The organism is Streptomyces sp. NBC_00554, from assembly GCF_041431135.1.
Lineage (GTDB): Bacteria > Actinomycetota > Actinomycetes > Streptomycetales > Streptomycetaceae > Streptomyces.
The window spans coordinates 7,462,089-7,480,230 of sequence record NZ_CP107799.1; the positions used below are offsets into that span (position 1 = coordinate 7,462,089).

General features: G+C 70.6%; 18 protein-coding genes and 1 riboswitch. Of the genes, 7 read left to right on the forward strand and 11 right to left on the reverse strand.

All coding sequences use genetic code 11. The features are described from left to right. The first annotated feature begins 149 nt into the window (after positions 1 to 149). Positions 150 to 782, forward strand: a complete 633-nt coding sequence (locus tag OG266_RS32865; protein ID WP_266465188.1) for a sulfite oxidase-like oxidoreductase — start codon at positions 150 to 152, stop codon at positions 780 to 782. A gap of 31 nt (positions 783 to 813) precedes the next feature. On the opposite strand, the gene OG266_RS32870 is transcribed toward OG266_RS32865, so the two are convergent. From OG266_RS32870 to thiO, 6 genes are all read right to left on the reverse strand, one after another. Further along, positions 814 to 1,305, reverse strand: coding sequence for a DUF4396 domain-containing protein (locus OG266_RS32870; RefSeq protein WP_329548130.1), 492 nt, complete (start codon positions 1,303 to 1,305; stop codon positions 814 to 816). 69 nt (positions 1,306 to 1,374) lie between these two features. Then, the gene (locus OG266_RS32875; RefSeq protein ID WP_371550131.1) at positions 1,375 to 2,241 is read right to left on the reverse strand and encodes a deoxyribonuclease IV; all 867 of its coding nucleotides are present in this window, start codon (positions 2,239 to 2,241) and stop codon (positions 1,375 to 1,377) included. A 76-nt stretch (positions 2,242 to 2,317) separates the two neighbouring features. Then, complete coding sequence (pknB, locus tag OG266_RS32880; protein WP_266465197.1) at positions 2,318 to 4,273, reverse strand: Stk1 family PASTA domain-containing Ser/Thr kinase; 1,956 nt, start codon at positions 4,271 to 4,273, stop codon at positions 2,318 to 2,320. A 216-nt stretch (positions 4,274 to 4,489) separates the two neighbouring features. Beyond that, positions 4,490 to 5,284: a thiazole synthase gene (locus OG266_RS32885; protein WP_326723697.1), complete on the reverse strand. Its 795-nt coding sequence runs from the start codon at positions 5,282 to 5,284 to the stop codon at positions 4,490 to 4,492. Positions 5,285 to 5,287: 3 nt separating this feature from the next. Beyond that, positions 5,288 to 5,500, reverse strand: a complete 213-nt coding sequence (gene thiS, locus OG266_RS32890) for a sulfur carrier protein ThiS (RefSeq protein ID WP_329548132.1) — start codon at positions 5,498 to 5,500, stop codon at positions 5,288 to 5,290. Further along, positions 5,497 to 6,720 (reverse strand): glycine oxidase ThiO, encoded by a 1,224-nt coding sequence (thiO, locus tag OG266_RS32895; RefSeq protein WP_371550134.1) that lies wholly within the window; start codon positions 6,718 to 6,720, stop codon positions 5,497 to 5,499. Before thiO ends, thiS begins: the two co-directional genes overlap by 4 nt. Next, positions 6,718 to 6,831: riboswitch (TPP riboswitch) on the reverse strand. (Overlaps the previous gene by 3 nt.) A gap of 52 nt (positions 6,832 to 6,883) precedes the next feature. Here thiO and OG266_RS32900 point away from each other — a divergent pair. The 6 genes from OG266_RS32900 to OG266_RS32925 all read left to right on the forward strand — a co-directional run bounded on the left by OG266_RS32900 (position 6,884) and on the right by OG266_RS32925 (position 11,904). Continuing rightward, a complete protein-coding gene (locus OG266_RS32900) occupies positions 6,884 to 7,288 on the forward strand; it encodes a hypothetical protein (protein WP_371550136.1) in 405 nt (134 codons plus the stop codon). Between the two features lie 108 nt (positions 7,289 to 7,396). Then, positions 7,397 to 8,560, forward strand: coding sequence for an NAD(P)/FAD-dependent oxidoreductase (locus OG266_RS32905; protein ID WP_371553044.1), 1,164 nt, complete (start codon positions 7,397 to 7,399; stop codon positions 8,558 to 8,560). A 122-nt stretch (positions 8,561 to 8,682) separates the two neighbouring features. Beyond that, on the forward strand, positions 8,683 to 9,048 hold the full coding sequence (locus tag OG266_RS32910; RefSeq protein ID WP_266465206.1) for an Rv2175c family DNA-binding protein: 366 nt from the start codon (positions 8,683 to 8,685) through the stop codon (positions 9,046 to 9,048). Between the two features lie 91 nt (positions 9,049 to 9,139). After that, on the forward strand, positions 9,140 to 9,811 hold the full coding sequence (gene thiE / locus OG266_RS32915) for a thiamine phosphate synthase (RefSeq protein WP_371550138.1): 672 nt from the start codon (positions 9,140 to 9,142) through the stop codon (positions 9,809 to 9,811). Positions 9,812 to 9,943: 132 nt separating this feature from the next. Then, complete coding sequence (gene metF / locus OG266_RS32920) at positions 9,944 to 10,867, forward strand: methylenetetrahydrofolate reductase [NAD(P)H] (protein ID WP_266465211.1); 924 nt, start codon at positions 9,944 to 9,946, stop codon at positions 10,865 to 10,867. A 56-nt stretch (positions 10,868 to 10,923) separates the two neighbouring features. Continuing rightward, positions 10,924 to 11,904, forward strand: coding sequence for a hypothetical protein (locus tag OG266_RS32925; RefSeq protein WP_329548137.1), 981 nt, complete (start codon positions 10,924 to 10,926; stop codon positions 11,902 to 11,904). Between the two features lie 54 nt (positions 11,905 to 11,958). Here the strand turns inward: OG266_RS32925 and OG266_RS32930 are convergent, their stop codons facing one another. The 5 genes from OG266_RS32930 to OG266_RS32950 all read right to left on the reverse strand — a co-directional run bounded on the left by OG266_RS32930 (position 11,959) and on the right by OG266_RS32950 (position 18,045). Beyond that, positions 11,959 to 13,467, reverse strand: coding sequence for a phytoene desaturase family protein (locus OG266_RS32930; protein WP_371550141.1), 1,509 nt, complete (start codon positions 13,465 to 13,467; stop codon positions 11,959 to 11,961). Between the two features lie 57 nt (positions 13,468 to 13,524). Continuing rightward, positions 13,525 to 14,139: a DUF4126 domain-containing protein gene (locus tag OG266_RS32935; protein WP_371550143.1), complete on the reverse strand. Its 615-nt coding sequence runs from the start codon at positions 14,137 to 14,139 to the stop codon at positions 13,525 to 13,527. 387 nt (positions 14,140 to 14,526) lie between these two features. Continuing rightward, positions 14,527 to 15,156 carry a TetR/AcrR family transcriptional regulator gene (locus OG266_RS32940; RefSeq protein WP_329548139.1) on the reverse strand — a complete coding sequence of 210 codons (630 nt, stop codon included), beginning with the start codon at positions 15,154 to 15,156 and terminating at the stop codon, positions 14,527 to 14,529. A gap of 35 nt (positions 15,157 to 15,191) precedes the next feature. After that, a complete protein-coding gene (locus OG266_RS32945; RefSeq protein WP_371550146.1) occupies positions 15,192 to 17,276 on the reverse strand; it encodes a YhgE/Pip family protein in 2,085 nt (694 codons plus the stop codon). Next, the gene (locus OG266_RS32950) at positions 17,248 to 18,045 is read right to left on the reverse strand and encodes an ATP-binding cassette domain-containing protein (RefSeq protein ID WP_371550148.1); all 798 of its coding nucleotides are present in this window, start codon (positions 18,043 to 18,045) and stop codon (positions 17,248 to 17,250) included. The genes OG266_RS32945 and OG266_RS32950 overlap by 29 nt, the downstream gene beginning before the upstream one ends. Positions 18,046 to 18,142: the final 97 nt, after the last annotated feature.

Here is an 18,142-nt window from a genome sequence, read left to right on the forward strand (position 1 = left end):
GCTCCTTCCAGGAAGGGGAGTTGGCAGGTTGCGCCGCATCCTTGCACCGGCTTCCTGAGGGCGTCCAGTAAGTGCATGCTTAGTAGGAGTTGCCCGAATCCGACTTTGGCTGGTCATGTGCACTGCCCCAGGTCTGTCAGGATGGAGTCATGGGTCAGCCGGTGGAGCGTGAATCTGGAGAAGCGGCACAGTCGGAGCTTCCGCCGGGGCAGCGACTGCAGCGCGGCTGGCCGGTCACGCACTACGGGCCCGTACCCAAGTTCCGCCCCGAACGCTGGGAGTTCAGGGTCTTCGGCGCCACCGCCGACGGTGAGAAGCACTGCTGGACCCACGAGGAGTTCACGGCCCTGCCGTACGCCTCGGTCGTGGCCGATCTGCACTGCGTCACGAAGTTCAGCATGATCGGGGCCGAATGGGGTGGCATTCCGGCTCGTACGATCCTGGAGATCGCCCCGCCGGCGCCCACCGTCACTCATGTCATGGTCTGGGCCGAGTACGGGTTCAGCTCCAACCTCCGCCTCGACGACTTCGCCTCCGACCGCACGATCTTCGCCACCCACAAGGACGGCGAACTGCTGACGGCGGAGCACGGCTTCCCGCTCCGCCTCGTCGTGCCTCAGCTCTACGCCTGGAAGGGCCCCAAGTGGGTGCGCGGCGTCGAGTACATGACGGCGGACCGCCGCGGCTTCTGGGAGGAGCGCGGGTACCACAACGTCGGCGACCCGTGGCGCGAGCAGCGTTACTCGTACCAGGAGGAGCCCGGGGACGGCCCCGAGCTCTGAGTCCTGCCCTTACTCCTGCTTTCTGCGCTGGTCAGTGGTACTGGTGCACCACCGCATGGCCCTTGCCGCGGCCGATCATCCACTTGTTCACGGGCAGGGTGATCACGAAGGCGGCGGCCAGCGCGAGGGCCAGGACCCACCAGAAGGACGCGTCCGAGAGTCCGGCGTCCATCGCGCCCGGCCAGAAGGCGATCACGCCGTTGTCGATCAGCTCCATCACCGCGATCGACAGGGTGTCCGCGGCGAGCGCGACCCGGAACGCCGTCCGGAAGTCGACGCCGGCCTTGAGCACGCTCCGCAGCGTGAACGAGTAGCCGAAGACGAACGCCAGGACGATCGCCAGGATCAGCGTCGGCACATTGCCCCAGCCGAACGCGGTCCCGATCACCATGCCGAGCACCTCACCGATGGCGCAGCCGGTGAGGCAGTGCAGGGTCGCCTGGGCGGCCGTGGACCAGGTGACCTTGCCGATGCCATGGGCGTGGCCTTCGTGCGTGTGCCCGGTGTGCGCGTCGTGCTGCATGAGAAGCCCCCGGAGTCAGGTAGCGGTTCCTGTCGCGAGCAACAACTACATACCCCCCGGGGGTATTCCTTACTCCCGGAGTTTCTTCAGGCGCTCGATGTCCCCGGCGTGCCCCTCCTTGCCGCCCGGCGTCTCGATGATCAGGGGTACGCCCTCGGTGGCCGGGTGGGTCATCAGCGCGCGGAACGGGTCCTCGCCGATGTGGCCGGAGCCAATGTTCTCGTGGCGGTCCTTGTGGGCGCCGACCACATCCTTGGAGTCGTTGGCGTGGATCAGCTTGAGCCGGCCCTCGCCGACCGTGTCCACCAGCAGGTCCAGGGTCTGGTGCATCCCGCTCGGACCGGTCAGATCGTGGCCCGCCGCGTAGATGTGGCAGGTGTCGAGGCAGACACCCAGCTTCGGATGGGCGTCGAGCGCCTCGAAGTACGGCCCGAAGTCCCAGGTGCGGGAACAGAGGGAGGCGCCCTGACCTGCGGTCGACTCCAGGAGCAGGAACGGGTCGTCGTCGTGGGTCAGCTCGTCGAGCAGCGGCAGCAGGTGTTCGCGCACCTGCGCGAGGGCCACGGAACGCTCCCTGCCCCCGGTGGCGCTCCCCGTGTGCACGACCACGCCCAGCGCGCCGATCTCCCGGCCCCTGCGCAGCGAGTGCCGCAGTGACTCCACGGACTTCTCGACCGTCGCCTCGGTGTGCGAGCCGAAGTTGATCAGATACGGGGCATGGACGTACGCCGGGATCGATTCGGCGGCGCAGGCCGCGCGGAACTCCTCGTCCTGGCGGGGGTTTCCGACGGGCGTCGCCCAGCCGCGCGGGTTGGCCACGAATACCTGGACGGTCTCGGCCTTGAGCTCACGGGCGTAGCTCAGGCCGACGGAGTTGAGGCCGCCGGCCACGGGGACATGGCCGCCGACGGGGTTGCGGAGTTGCTTGCTGGTCACACCCGCCAGGGTGTCACGCGCGCGCTCCCGCCCTGTCGGCGGACCTCGTGGTCATTGGTGGTCGGCTTGCTGCGGCTCAGTCGATCTCGATGGTGATCGTCGACCCCTTGGGCGCCGTGTCACCGCCGTCCACCGACTGGCTCTTGACCGTGTTCCCGAAGAGGTTGAGCAGGCCGCGGTCCTCGTCGACCTGGAACCCGGCGTCCTCCAGCGTCTGCTTCGCGTCGTCCACGCTGTCGCCCACGACGTCCGGGACCTCGACCATCTCGGGACCCTTGGAGATCGTCAGCGTCACGGTGTCGCCCTCGGCGGCCTCATTGCCCGCGCCGGGGGACTGCTCGGCGACCAGACCCTTGTCGAACTCCGAATTGACCTGCGCGGAGGCGATCTTCACCTTCAGACCCGCCTCCTCCAGCTCGGCGGTGGCGTCCTCGACCGACGCTCCCGTGACGTCGGCCACCTCCACCGGGCTGCCCTTGCTGACGGTGATCGCGATGGCCGAGCCCGCGTGGCGCTCGGTGCCCGCCTCCGGGTCCGTACCGATCACAGAGCCGTTGGGCACGTCGTCGCTGAACTCCCGGGTGACCAGGCCCGCCGCCAGGCCGCCGTCCTCCAGCGCGGCCTTCGCCTTCGCCAGAGTGGAGCCCTGGAGGTCGGGCACCTTCACCGTCTCCGGGCCGTCGGAGATGGTCAGGTTCACCGAGTCGTTGTCACGGATCTTGGCGCCGACGTCCGGGTCGCTGCTGATGACGGTGCCGCGCTCCACGGTGTCGCTGTACGCGTGCTCGACCTGCCCGGTGTCGAGCCCGGCGTCCGCCAGCCGGTCCTTGGCCTCCGCCTCGGTGACCGCCAGGACCGCCGGGACCTTGGTGAACTGGCCGGAGTTGATGTACCAGACGCCCGCGCCGACACCGAGCACCAGCAGGAGCGCCGTGACGATCGCGAGCATTCCGCGCCGGGAGCCGCCCGGGGCACGTCGCGAGGGCGGGCCCGGCTCGGACGCGAACTGGCTGGTCCGCTCGAACCGGCTGGTCGGGTTGAGCACGGCGGCATCGGCGTACTCGGCGGGCTCGTTCACCGGCAGCGGGCGCGGCACGGACAGCGAGCGCGGGATCACACTCGTACGGTCCTCGGCGTTGTGGTGCCCCGTGGCGAGTGCCTGCGGCGGTACGGCGTCGAGCTGCTCGGCGCTGAGCCCTGCCCGCGCCTCGAGGACCTGTCCCAGCAGCGCCACCGCGTCGTGCGGGCGCACTGCGGGGTTGCGCGCGGTCGCGGAGGTGACCAGCTCGTCGAGCTGGTACGCCAGCCCCGGCACGGCGGCCGACGGCGGCGGTACGTCCGCGTGGAGGTGCTGGTAGAACACCTGGGCGGGGGAGTCCCCGGAGTGCGGCTTGTCGCCGGTCAGCATCTCGTAGAGGACGATTCCGCAGGCATACACGTCGACGCGGGCGTCGGCGGTGCCGTGCTCGATCTGCTCGGGGGCGAGATACGAAACGGTGCCGAGGACGGCTCCCGTCGTGTTCGTGACGGTGTCCACGGCCCGTACGAGCCCGAAGTCCGCCACCTTGACCCGGCCGTCATCCCCTATGAGGACGTTCTCCGGCTTCATGTCGCGGTGCACGAAGCCGGCGCGGTGCGCGGCGCCGAGCGCGGCGAGCACCGGCTCCAGGATGTCCAGCGCGGCCCTCGGCTGGAGGGCTCCGCGCTCGCGCAGCACGTCACGCAGGGTGCACCCGGCGACGTACTCCATGGCCAGATAGACGTACGACCCGTCCGTCCCCTGGTCGAAGACCTGCACCACATTGGGGTGTGCGAGCCGGGCCACCGACTTGGCCTCGCGGATGAACCGCTCCACGAACGAGCCGTCGGCGGCCAGCGCCGGGTGCATCACCTTGAGGGCGAGCACGCGGTCGAGGCGGGTGTCCAGGGCCCGGTAGACCGTGGCCATCCCGCCGACCGCGATCCGCGCGTCGACGCGATAGCGGCCGTCGAGCAGCTGCCCGACAAGCGGGTCCTGAAGGGTCGTATCCACGCAGGTGAGTGTACGAGCCGCCACTGTCAGCCCCCACCCGTTCAGCCGATACCGGGGCTGTACTGAAGCCGACCTGTGACGCACGTCGCAGGACGGAGAACCACGCGGCAGCCGCCGACGGCGCGGGACCCCCACAGGAGACCCGCACCTTCCAACGGACTGGAAACGGGCGGTGCGCGGGCGGGGAAGTCCTGAGGCAGCAACCACGGACGGCAGTCAGAAGGCAGGCCGCTCCGGATCCAGCCGAGCCAGCCCCTCCGCAGGAGACGACGCCTCGGCGAGGTACCGCCGAGGAATCCGCCCCGCGCGATAGGCGAGCCGCCCCGCCTCCACCGCATGCCGCATGCCCTCGGCCATGAGCACGGGCTCCTGCGCCCGGGTCACGGCCGAGGCGAGCATCACACCCGCACACCCCAGCTCCATCGCGAGCGCGGCATCGGACGCCGTACCGGCCCCCGCGTCCAGAATGACCGGCACGCGCGCGTGCTCCACGATCAGCTGGAAGTTGTGCGGATTGCGGATCCCGAGCCCGGATCCGATGGGCGAGCCCAACGGCATGATCGCGGCGCAGCCGACGTCTTCCAGCTTCCGCGCGAGAACCGGGTCGTCGTTCGTGTAAGGCAGCACGGTGAACCCGTCGTCCACCAGCGTCTCCGCCGCGTCGAGCAGTTCGATCGGATCGGGCAGCAGGGTGCGCTCGTCGGCGATGACCTCCAGCTTGATCACGTCGGTGCCGAGAGCCTCCCGCGCGAGACGGGCGGTCAGTACGGCCTCCCCGGCGGTGAAGCACCCCGCCGTGTTCGGCAGCACCCGGATGCCGAGCCGGTCGAGCACGGACAGCACCGAACCGTGCACGGAAGCGTTTACGCGCCGCATCGCGACCGTCGTCAGCTCCGTGCCGGAGGCGACGAGCGAGCGCTCCAGGACGTCGAGGCTGGGCGCACCCCCCGTACCCATGATCAGACGGGACGAGAAGGATGTACCACCGAGGACAAAGGGATCGTCGGCCATGGGTCAGCCTCCTTGGACGGCGGTGAGGACTTCGACGCGGTCTCCCTCGGAGAGGGAGGTGGACGACCACTGCCCGCGCGGGACGACGGTTTCGTTGAGCGCGGCGGCGACGCCGGACGGGGCCGGGGTGAGCGCCGCGACGAGCGTGTCGAGAGCGGTTCCCGCGGCGATCCGCTGCCGCTCTCCGTTGACGAAGACGCTGACGAGGAGGTTCATGCGGGCTGCTCCGTGAGGGCCGGGCTGAAGCGCTTGGGGGTGAAGGGGCGTGCCACTTCCGGGAGTTCGCCGGTGGCCAGGGCATGCGCCAGCGCGTCACCGGTGACGGGGGTCAGCAGGACGCCGTTGCGGTAGTGCCCGGTCGCCAGCAGGAGCCCGTCGAGTTCGGTGGGGCCGAGCAGCGGCGCGTTGTCCGGCGAGCCGGGGCGCAGTCCGGCGCGCGTCTCGGTGAGCGGCAGCTCGGTGATCCCGGGGACCAGCTCATGGGCGTCGCGCAGCAGCTCGTACACGCCGCCCGCGGTCACCGTCGTGTCCCAGCCCAGCTCCTCGTTGGTCGCGCCCACGACGAGCTCGCCGTTCTCACGCGGCACGAGATAGACATGGCTGCCGCGGACGACGGCACGCACGGTCCGGCTCAGGAAGGGCGCGTACGGCTTCGGCACGGTCAGCCGCAGCACCTGCCCCTTCACCGGGCGCACGGGTGGCAGTACGGCTTCGGGAACGCCCGCGAGGCGCCCGCTGAGGCTGCCCGCGGCGAGGACCACCTGCTCCGCCGACAGCTCCGTGCCGTCGGCGGTGACGACTCCGGCGGCCCGGTCCCGTACGACGGTCAGGCGCTCGGCCCACGTCCGGTGGAACACCACTCCGGCCCGCTCGCACGCCGTGACCAGGGCCTTGGCGAGCCGGCGCGGATCGACCTGGTGGTCGCCGTCGACCCGCAGTCCGCCGCGTACGCCGGGCGCGAGCATCGGTTCGAGGCGGCGGCACTCACGCCCGCTGAGCCACTCCGAGTCGAGCCCCGACTGACGTTGCAGGGCGTGCAGTTCACGCAGGTGGGCGCGGTCGTCGGCGTCGAGTGCGACGGCCAGGGTGCCGCACCGGCGGTAGCCGAGGTCCTGGCCCGTCGCCTCGGTGAGCTCGGCGACGAAGTCCGGGTAGCGGTCCGCGGAGGCGAGGTTGAGGCCCAGCAGGGTCTGCTCGCCGTAGTGCAGTTCCGTGACGGCGGCGAGCATTCCGGCCGCGACCTGCGCGGCGCCACCGCCGGGCTCGGGGTCCAGGAGCGCGGTAGTGAACCCGCGCTGCGCGGCCCGCCAGGCCGTCACAAGACCGATGATTCCGCCCCCGATGACAAGGACGTCCGAGGTGCCCGAAGACTGGAATGCAAGAGATGCGAGAGATGCGTCTGATGTCTGGGATGTGTCTGACGGTGTACGCGACATGGGCGTCCAGCCCCTCCCTTCGCCGGCATGACCCGGATCAGGTTCGTACGGTCGGAGGCCGTCCCAGCCTCCCTCTCAGCCCGGTGCGTCCGGACTCCCGCGAGTGCTTTACGTTGGCCAGCCTAGCCCGCTGCGGTATGTCTCAGTAAGGGAGCCCGCGTCCATGGCCCGTTCGCTCGACGGCCTCGTCCTGTCCCCGGTTGCCGACCAGGCACCAGGTCAGGTGGGTACCCGCACCCGGTTCACCTACCACGAGCGGAACGGCGAGATCTGGGCCGACTACGCGGGCGGCGATGTCGTACGCGGGCATCTCCTGGGTACCCGCGAGGGTGACCGTCTCGACTTCCGGTACGTGCAGTTGAAGCGCGACGGCAGCACCTCCTCGGGGCATTGCGTGTCCCGCGTGGCGGAGCTGCCCGACGGGCGCGTGCGGCTGGAGGAGACCTGGGAGTGGGAGTCGCAGCGAGGCAGTGGGACGAGCGTCGTGGAAGAGGTCGGGCCGAGCGACGTGGACGAGGCCGGGACGAGCGGCGCAGGTCAGGACGGGCGATGTGGAACAGGTCACTGAGCACGCCCGCTGACTGACAAATCGTCAGCTGTCTATGGTGATCAGGTGACCGAGAAGACGCGGGTTCAGGAACGGACGGTACGGCAGGTCGTCGTCGTGGGCGCCGGCATGGCGGGCGTGCAGACCGCGGTCGCCCTGCGAGAACAGGGCTTCGACGGCGGTGTGACGCTGATCGGGGCGGAACCGCACCAGCCGTACGACCGGCCACCGCTGTCCAAGGCCGTGCTGCTCGGCAAGGCCGAGGGCTCCGCCTTCGACATCGACTTCGAGGCACTGGGCATCGAACTGCAGCTCGGCCGCGAGGCGCTCGGCGTCCGCCCCGAGGACCATGAGCTGGACACCGCCACGGGCCCGGTGCCCTACGACGTCCTGGTCGTCGCGACCGGCGCCGAACCGATCCGGCTGCCGGGCGCGGAGGGCGTCCCCGGGGTCCATCTGCTGCGCACCCTGGACGACGCCGAGCGGCTGCGTCCGGTGCTCGCCCAGCAGCACGACATCGTGGTGGTCGGGGCGGGCTGGATCGGCGCAGAGTTCGCCACGGCGGCGCGTGACGCGGGGTGCGTGGTGACCGTCGTCGAGGCCGCCGACCGGCCGCTCGCCGGGGCGTTGCCCGCCGAGGTCGCCGAGCCGATGGCCGCCTGGTACGCGGACAGCGGGGCCGAATTGCGCACGCACGCGCGCGTGGAGCGCATCGAGCCCGGCGCGGTGGTCCTGGACGACGGCTCCCGGGTGCCCGCGGACGCCGTGGTCGTCGGCATCGGCGCGCGCCCCGCCACCGCCTGGCTCAGCGGCTCGGGCATCGAGCTCGGCGCCCACCGCGAGGTCGTGGCCGACGACCATCTGCGCACCTCCGCTCCGGACGTCTACGCGGTCGGCGACTGCGCTTCCTTCCCTTCGGGCCGGTACGAGGACCGCCTTCTGGTCCACCACTGGGACAACGCCCTCCAGGGCCCGCGCACGGTGGCGGCGAACATCATCGGCGAATCCCCCGTCGCGTACGACCCCGTCCCGTACTTCTGGTCCGAGCAGTTCGGACGCTTCGTCCAGTACGTCGGCCACCACGCCCCCGCCGACACCACCGTCTGGCGCGGCGACCCGTCCGGCGCCGCCTGGACGGTCTGCTGGCTCCACGACGGCCGCCTGGTCGCCCTCCTGGCGGTCGGCCGCCCCAGGGATCTGGCGCAGGGCCGCAAACTCATCGAGGCGGGCACCCTGATGAACCCGGAGCTGCTGTCGGACCCGGCGCGACCGCTGAAGACGGCGACGGCGTAGGCGGAACGGATTCGCCGCCGAGGGGGCGGCCATCAGCGGTCCTGATCGGTTTTGGGTGTTTTGCGCCCTGTCGGGGCGGGACTCGGGTACCGAGTGTCAGTCCGGGATGGCAGGCTTGTCCCGTGACCGAGATTGACGCAAAGATCGATGCTCTCGTACCCGCCTGGCTCACCCTCCCCGACATCGCCGAGCAGTTCGGCGTCGAGGTGACCCGAGTCCGGCAGCTGGTCAAGGAGGGCCAGGTGATCGCCGTACGCCGTGGTGAGAACCGCGCGCTGCACGTCCCTGCCGCCTTCATCGACGGGGACAAGGTGGTCAAGGGCCTGACAGGCACCCTGACGCTCCTGAGGGACGACGGTTTCTCCGACGAAGAGATGCTCGAGTGGCTCTTCACCCCCGACCCGAGCCTGCCCGGTACCCCCGCGCAGGCTCTCAGCGAGAATCGCGGCACGGAGGTGAAGCGTCGCGCCCAGGCGCTCGCCGTCTGACCTGAACAGACCGTCCGACGTCCGGACCACGGCGGCCACGGACCACCCCGGCCGCCGTGGTCCCCACGCACCGACAATGGGGGACACACCCATGCCCGACAACGCCGCCGCGGCCGCACGCGCCCAGCTCGCCGACGCCCGCGTGTACCTGTGCACGGACGCCCGCAAGCGCCAGGGTGACCTCGCCGATTTCCTGGACGTGGTCCTGGAGGGCGGCGTCGACATCGTGCAGCTGCGCGACAAGGGCATGGAGGCGGCCGAGGAACTGGAACACCTCCAGGTCTTCGCGGACGCCTGCGCACGCCACGGCAAGCTCCTCGCGGTCAACGACCGGGCGGATGTCGCCCACGCGATCGGTGCCGACGTGCTCCATCTGGGCCAGGGCGACCTCCCGGTTCCCGCGGCCCGCGCCATCCTCGGCGACCAGGTCCTCCTGGGCCGCTCCACGCACGCCGAGTCCGAGGCCGCAGCGGCCGCCGTCCAGGAGGGCGTGGACTACTTCTGCACCGGCCCCTGCTGGCCCACCCCCACCAAGCCGGGCCGCCACGCACCCGGCCTCGACCTGGTCCGGTACACGGCCTCGCTGGGCACCGACCGCCCCTGGTTCGCCATCGGCGGCATCGACCTCGGCAACCTCGACGAGGTGCTGGAGGCGGGCGCCCGCCGCGTCGTCGTCGTACGGGCGATCACGGAGGCGGACGACCCGGGAGCGGCGGCGGGAGAGTTCGCCAAGCGGCTGCGCGGCGTAGAGCTGTCCGAGTAGCTGCCCGAGTAGCGGCCCGATGGCCTGAAAAGCTGTCCGGAAGCTGTCCGAGGGGTGGACAAGAAGTCGACAAATCGGACAATTCTCGGTCGTTCGGTTGGGGGACCCGATCCCCCTGGCTAACCTGCGGGTATGGCCCTCGGATCTGCTTCCACCAGGACTGACCGCGCACGAACCGTGCGCGACATGCTCGCGACCGGCAACAAGACGTACTCGTTCGAGTTCTCCGCGCCGAAGACCCCCAAGGGTGAGCGGAACCTGTGGAACGCGTTGCGCCGGGTCGAGGCGGTCGCGCCGGACTTCGTCTCCGTGACGTACGGAGCAGGCGGATCCACCCGTGCGGGCACGGTCAAGGAGACCCAGCAGATCGTCGTCGACACGACGCTCACCCCGGTCGCCCACCTCACCGCGGTCAATCACTCCATCGCGGAACTGCGCAACATCATCGGCCAGTACGCGGACGCCGGGATCCGCAACATCCTCGCCGTCCGCGGCGACCCGCCCGGCGACCCGATGGGCGACTGGGTGCCGCACCCCAAGGGCCTGACCTACGCGGCTGAACTCGTCCGTCTCATCAAGGAGTCCGGCGACTTCTGCGTCGGTGTCGCGGCCTTCCCCGAGATGCACCCGCGCTCCGAGGCCTGGGACCTCGACGTCGAACACTTCGTCGACAAGTGCCGCGCCGGCGCCGACTACGCGATCACACAGATGTTCTTCCACCCCGAGTCGTATCTCCGCCTGCGCGACCGCGTCGCCGCGGCCGGCTGTGAGACTCCGGTGATTCCCGAGGTCATGCCGGTCACGAGTGTGAAGATGCTGGAGAGGCTTCCGAAGCTCAGCAACGCCTCATTCCCGGACGTCCTGAAAGAGCGAATCCTCACAGCCAAAGCCGATGCAGCGGCTGTACGCTCCATTGGCATCGAGTTCGCCACGGAGTTCTGCGCGAGGCTGCTGGCCGAGGGAGTCCCCGGACTGCACTTCATTACGCTCAACAACTCCACGGCGACGCTGGAAATCTACGACAATCTGGGTCTGCACCACCCACAGCAGGCCTAGACCGGTCGCACCCACGTACGACACACTGCGTAGCGGCCACTGGGAGAGGGGCGTACATGGGCTGGACGGTCCTCTATATCGCGTTCGGCGTCGTCGCGCTGTGGCTGCTGGGCGAGGTCCTGCTGCAGTACAAGGCGCGGTTGCGCTACCGGCTGCTCGCCTTCGCCGGCTTCCTCGGCGTGGTCCTCGGCGTGCTGATTCCCTCCGTGGTGGTCATCGGCCTGGGCGCGGCGGCCTTCGCGGTCGGCCAGACGTACGTCACGCTGTCGTTCCGCCGCGGGTTCGCGGCCGGCTGGGCCGTCGGCAACCGTCAGGGCACCGACAAGATCAAGAGCAAGCGCCGCCGCGGTGAGCCCGAGCACCAGGATCCGTCGCTGGAGGTCTCCGGCCTCGAAGCGACCGACGGCATGGTGAATCCCCAGGACGACGAGTACGCCGGCGAGGACAACGTCTTCTCACCCGCGCAGTCCGACCGATTCATGCAGCCCGGCTCGGGCCGGCCCGCCGCCGCCGAGACCACCGCCGTGTACGAGCCGCAGCCCCTGCCCGACGACACCGGCTCGTACGGCATCTACGACGCCAACGCGTACGCGGCAGCGGCCGACCAGTCCTACGAGGCCACCACCGACCAGTCCTACGCGACCGCCGCCCAGGCCCAGGACCAGCAGGCTTACGCGTACGACGGCTACTCCGGCTACGACCAGCAGCAGTACGGCTACGACAACGGCCAGCAGCAGTACGCCGCCTACTCCGACCCGTACATCGGCACGCAGACGTACAGCGGTGCCTCGTACGACAACACCACCTACGGTGGCGGCGAGCAGCAGCAGTACACGCAGCAGGCCTACGGACAGGACCAGTACGCCACCGGCAACTACGGCGGCGACACCACCCCGCCCGGCGGCGTCTGGGTGCCGCAGCAGCGCACCGACGAGTACGGCGGCGAACTCCCGCCGGAGCAGCCGTACCCGTACCAGGAGAACGGCAACGGTAACGGCAACGCCACCGGGTACGACGAGCAGCAGTACCGGTACTGAGTGACGGCCCGCACCTGACCTTGCGCGGGCCTCCTCTCGTTCAGCGCACCGGGGTCACCGCGAGCCCCGGAACTCCGGTCCTTCCACGATCAGTCCGGCCACCAGCGCGCCCGACATTCCCGCGTGCGGCAGGCCGCCGCCGGGGTGGGCCCAGCCGCCGGCCGCGAACAGGCCAGGCAGGCGGGTGCCGTTCGCGGGATGCAGCAGGGTCCCGGCCGCGCCCGCCATTGAAGGCGCCGGTATGCCGCCGCCCTGGGCGCCCGTCTCCTCCTCCGTGTGCACGGGAGTGCGCACCTCACGCCACAGCACCCGTTCACCCAGCCCGGGAACGGCCCGCTCGGCGGCGGCGACCATGCGGTCCGCGAAGGCGTCCGCCGCTCCTGCCGCCGTCCAGTCGTGATGGGCCTGGGACGGCACCGTCGCCGTGAGCACCACGGACTCGTGCGCGTCGTCGGGGCGCAGCCGCGGGTCGTCCGGCCGCTCGACCCACACGGTCGGCCGCTCGGGCGGTGTACCGAGTCCGAAGAGGTCGAGTTCCGCCTCCCGGTCGGCGGTGTGGACGACCGTGCGGTGCGCGGCGCCCGCCTCACGCGCGCCGCGCAGCGCGAGGCAGACCACGACCTTGCCGGAGAAGAGGGCCTCCGGGTTCGGCTCCACGTCGTCCCCCACGTACAGCTCGGGACGGCTCATGCCGCTCAGCCGCCAGGGCCCCGTGCCGACGACCATGTCCGCCTCGGCGACGGTCCCGTCCCGCAGCTCGACTCCCGCGGCCCGGCCGTCCTTCTCGACGATCCCCGTGACCTCGGCACCGAAGACGAACTCGACCTTCCGAGCGACACACCGCTCGTACACCGCACGCGCCAACTCCCGTATGCCGCCACGGACATACCAGGTGCCGAAGGCATGCTCCATGTACGGCAGTACCGCGGCGCTCGCCGGGGCGACGCGCGGGTCGAGCCCGTAGGCGAGGGCGTGGCTCTCCAGGAGGGCCGTCAGGCGCGGGTCACGCAGCTCCCAGTCGCCGACCTCGGCGAGGGTGCTCGCCCGCCGGGTGCGCAGCAGCCGCTTGTGAGGCACCGCGGGGTAGGGCTCGCGCTCGGCGAGCACCGACCAGTTGGGCCACAGCGGCTCCTCCAGGAGCGGCCTGCGCGTGCGGTCCCAGGCCTCGCGCGCCCGCACCAGGAAGTCACCCCACCGCTCGCCCGCGCCCGCGCCGAGTGCCTCGGTCAGCGCGGTGACGACACCCGCGCGGGACGCGTTCGGCAAGGAGACGTCCGTGCCGTCCGCGAAGACGTGCCGCGACGACGGGTCCACCTGGACCAGCTCGACGCACGCCTCCAGCGGCTCCTTGCCCGTCTTGAGGAACAGATCGCGGTAGACCGCGGGCAGCGCCAGAAGCCCCGGACCCGTGTCGAACGCGAAGCCGTCAAGCTCGAAGCGGCGCACCGCTCCGCCGTACGTCGCCGTGCGCTCGTACACCACCACCCGGTGGCCCGCGACGGCCAGCCGGGCGGCGGCCGCCATCGCGCCCATCCCGGCGCCCATCACCGCAATTCGTGCCATGCCAGGGACTTTATCGGCCACCACTGACAGTCCCGCCCCGGCCCTTTCGCGAAGGGATCAGCCGGGTGGCTCGGCCACCCGCGCCGCCAGCCGTTTCTCCTCCCGGCGCTGGGCCCTGCGGCGCAGGAACCGTCTGATCCGCGAGACCAGGAAGAAGAGCACCACAAGGCCGGCGAGCAGCAGGACGGCCGCGATGATCGCCGCGGCCTCCGGATGGAACATCGCGAAGGTGAGGATGCCGGCCACCCCGAGGTCCTCGGCGGTGCTCATGAGGAAGTTGCTGAACGGCTCCGGCGAGGTGTTGATCGCCATGCGCGTGCCGGCCTTGACGGTGTGGCTCGCCAGCGCCGTCGAACCGCCGATGGCCCCGGCCGCCAGATCGGAGAGCGAACCGCTCTGCCCGGCGAGCAGCGCCGCGACCACCGCGCCCGACACGGGCCGGATCACGGTGTGCACCGAGTCCCACACCGAATCCACGTACGGGATCTTGTCGGCGACCGCCTCACAGAGGAAAAGCACGCCGGCTGTGACGAGGATCTCAGGGCGCTGAAGCGACTCCGGGACATCGTCGCTCAGGCCGGTCGCGCCGAAAATGCCGAGGAGCAGCACCACCGCGTACGCGTTGATGCCGCTGGCCCAGCCGCTGGTGAAGACCAGGGGGAGTACGGACACGGGGGCGATCGTAACCAGTCGGCAACGGTGCGTCCTGGGCATGAGTGCGTACGGCTGAGTACTCGTACCTAGCCAGTGAGATGAGTACGCGCGCGGATGGGCCCGACCTGCGCGAACGGGAGAGTGGAGACACGGAAAGGGGCGCGGCTCCGGTACCGCCGACACGGGGCGGCGGAACGGTTCTCGCGCCCTTGGCCGCTCCTTCCGCCGATTCGTCGGCGGGAGCGAGGCACGGGGGACCCGGGGATGACCGGACGGGGCCCAACGGGGGATCGGGGGGAGCACGGGGGAGCACGGCGAAGCGCCGGTTCGACTGGCCCGCGGGGGACGCGGCCACATCGGACCGGCGCTTTCGTGCGTGCAGGGGGCGCCCGGTCCCGGGGTGCGCTAGCGGTTGCCGCTCACACGCCCCTGGAGCAGCCGTGAGAGGGCCGCGTGGACGTCGTCCAGGGAGCGCTCGGGCTGGAAGGCCTGCCAGTCCAGGGCGGCCACCAGGACCATGCCGACCAGCGCGGAAGCTGTCAGCGGGATGTCGATCTCGTCGCTGAGCTCGCCGTTCGCCACACCGTCGCGCAGGACGCCCTCCACGACCGCGACCGCTTGCTGCCGGACCACCATGAGCGTGGACTGCCAGGCCCGGTTGGTACGCCACAGCTCCGCCACGTAGAGCTGCGTGAAGGCCGGATAGCGGTCGATGAAGACGAGGCCGGCCCGGATCATCGCGTCCAGCGCGTCGACCTTGCTGCCGCCGTCCCGGTCGGTCTTCTCGGCCGCCTCCCGGAGGGAGGCGGTGAGGAGCTCGACGCCGTGCCGCAGCAGCTCTTCGAAGAGGACGGATTTGCTCGCGAAGTTGTAGTAGACCGTGCCCTTCGCGACCCCGGCGCGCTCGGCGATCTCGTCCACCGTGGTGGCGGAGAAGCCCTGTTCGGCGATCAGGGTGACGGCCGCCTCGTAGAGCTTCTGCCGGGTCGCCTCGCGGCGGCTGCCGCCGCCTGCCGTGGTGTTGCTGCTTTCCATGACCCTGATTGTCACAGGAGTGGTCGTGTGCGCGGTCACAGGCTCAGCTCCGGGTGCAGCCGGTCGAGCGTCCACACCTGCTTGCGGCGCGCGGACAGGGCGGTGAGAGCCAGGGCGCCCGCGGTGAACGCCGCCAGGACGGCGCACGCCTGCCAGACCGGCCCGAGGCCGCCGCCCGTAATGAGCCTCCTGAGGGCATCGACGACGTAACTCATCGGCAAGAAGGGGTGGATCGCGTTGAAGAAGTCCGGACTGGTCTGGACGGGGTAGGTGCCTCCGGCCGAGGTCAGCTGGAGCATCAGGAAGGCGAGGACGAGGATCCGGCCCGCCGCTCCGAAGCGTGCGTTCAGCCACTGCACGATCGCCGCGAAGCACGCCGTCACCAGGAACAGGAAGCCCACCGTCCCGGCCGCGTGCACCATCTCCAGGCCGACCGCCCAGTGCAGCACGGACATCAGGGCCGCCGTCTGCAGCACGCCTATGGCGGCCACCGGCAGCCAGCCCGCCAGCGCGATGCGCCAGGCCGAGGCGCCCGCCGCGAGTGCGCGCCGGTTGAGCGGCTGGATCAGCATGTACGCCACCATCGCGCCCACCCACAGGGACAGCGGGATGAAGTACGGGGCGAAACCGGTGCCGTAGTTGGGCGCCTTGTGGAGGTCCTGCGAGGCGAGCTGAACCGGGTCCGACATGACGTCGGTGCGCTGGTCGCGGTCCTCCTTGTCGTAGTCGGGGATCTGGTCGGCGCCGTCGTGCAGTCCGTCGGCGAGCGTCCCGGAGCCGTCCGCGAGCTTGTACAGGCCTGCGTCGAGGTCGTTCGCGCCCGTCTTCAGCTTCCCCACGCCCGTGTCGAGGTCCGCCGCGCCGGTCTTGGCCGTACCGAGCCCCGAGTGCAGCGTCTTCGCCCCCTCGGCGACCTTCCCGGCGCCGTCGTTCAGTTCGTTGATCCTGGAGACGGCGTCGGCGAGGTCCTCGGAGAGGTTCGGCGAGCGGTCGGCGAGCGCCTGAGCCTGCTTCTGGAGCACGGCCAGGTTCTTGTCGAGCTTGTCGAGATCGCCGTCCTGGTCCTCGATCAGGGTGTTCACGTCGTCGGCGACCGTGGCCACGTCCGCGGCCGCCTGCTTGGCCTTCTTCAGGTCGGGGCACGCGGCGTCGGGAACCGGCAGGGTCTCGCAGCGTGCCTTGTAGACCGTGTTGAGCGCGGCGGAGGCCGTGTGGGCGCCCTTGGCGGCGGCCGGGGCCGTCTCGACCAGGGTGCCGAGGTTGGCGCGGATCCCCGAGGCGGCGTCCGCGACCAGCTGGGCAGTGTCGCCGATCGACTTCTCGTTGTCCTTCAGGAAGGGGCCCACCTGGTCCGCGACCCCGTTGACCTTGTCGGCCAGGGTCTGCGTGCCGTCCGCGACCTGCTGCGAACCGTCCTCCAGGTCACCTGCGCCCGTGTTGAGCTTCTTCAGGCCCGTGGAGAGCTTCCCGCTGCCCTTCTTGGCGTCCTTCAGACCGTCCGCGAGGTCCTCGGCCCCCTTCTCCGCCGTGCCGATCCCGCTCTCCAGCTTGTCGGCGCCCTTAGCGGCCTTCTCGGTCTCCCCGTGGATGCCCGAGAAGGAGACGTAGATCTTGTCGAGGAACGACCGGGAGGCCTTCGTGGACGCGGCCGTGCGCACCTCGCTGAACACCGTCCGGGAGATCTGCCCGACGATGTAGTTGTTCGCGTCGTTCGTACGCACCTGGAGCGCGCCCGTCTCCGGTGACTCCCCGGAGCTGGAGGCGATCCGCTCGCTGAAGTCGCCCGGCATGGTCAGCGACAGGTAGTACGTGCCGTCCTCGACGCCCGCCCGGGCCTCCGCCGCGCTCACCTCGTGCCACTCGAAGGTGTCGCTGTCGCGCAGCCCCTTGGTGATGTCGTCGCCCGCCATGACCTTCTTGCCCGCGGCGGTCGCCCCCTTGTCCGCGTTCACGAGCGCCACGGGGATGCGGTCGAGACGGCCGTACGGGTCCCAGAACGACCACAAGTAGAGGGCGCCGTAGAGCAGGGGCAGCAGCAGGAGCGCGGCCAGCGCGGCGCGCGGGAGCTTGCCCCTGCCGAAGCGCCTGAGCTCAAGCGAGGCCAGTTTCGGCGAGCGCATCGGCCGTCTCCTTGTTGTCGTTCTCGGTGTTCTCGTCGTTGTGCTGCTGCTCCGCCGCGGTTTCCGGCGCCGGCTTGGGGCTGGTGGACACGACGACGGCGTCCTCAGGAGCCTCGCTGCACACCGCGACGACCGTGGTCCCGGACTCGGCGAGAGACCTCAACAAGGCCCACGCCTCGGCCCGTTCGGCGTCGGGCAGCTTGAGGTCGAGGTCGTCGACGGCGAGCAGGCGCGGACGGCCGATGAGAGCCAGCGCGACGGACAGCCGCAGCGCCTCCAGGCGTTCCAGGTCGCGTACGGACGTCCGGGAACCCTTGGGCAGCGTCTCCCGGTCGAGCCCGGCGGCCGTCAGCGCCGTGTCGATCCGCAGTCTCGCCTCCGTCACCCGGTCCCCGCGGGGCCGCAGCAGCCCCCGCAGTGAACCGCCGAAGCGCCGTTGCAGCAGCGCCCGTTCCAGCAGGTGCTCCCCGACGGTCAGAGCCGGGTCCAGGTCGGTGACGCCCGGGACATGGGCCGGCGCACTGATCCGGCGCACCGCGGACATCTGCTTGGGCAGCCGGAAGGAACCGACGGTCGCGTGCCCCTCGCTCGGCTTCATCCGCCCACTGAGCGCGAGCAGCAGGCAGGTCCTCCCGGAACCGGACGGTCCCTCGACAGCGATCAGCGAGCCGGGCTCCGCGGTGATGTCGATGCCGCGGAAGGCCCAGCCGCGCGGTCCCTTGAGCCCGAACCCCTCGGCGCTGACGGCGACTCCATGGTGCTCGCCCACAGCTCCCCCTCTTCGAGCCGGCCGACACCGGCGGCTCTTGAACCGATTCTTTTGAACTGACTGGTCAGTGCAAAAACTATCTCGAACCTTCGATCGA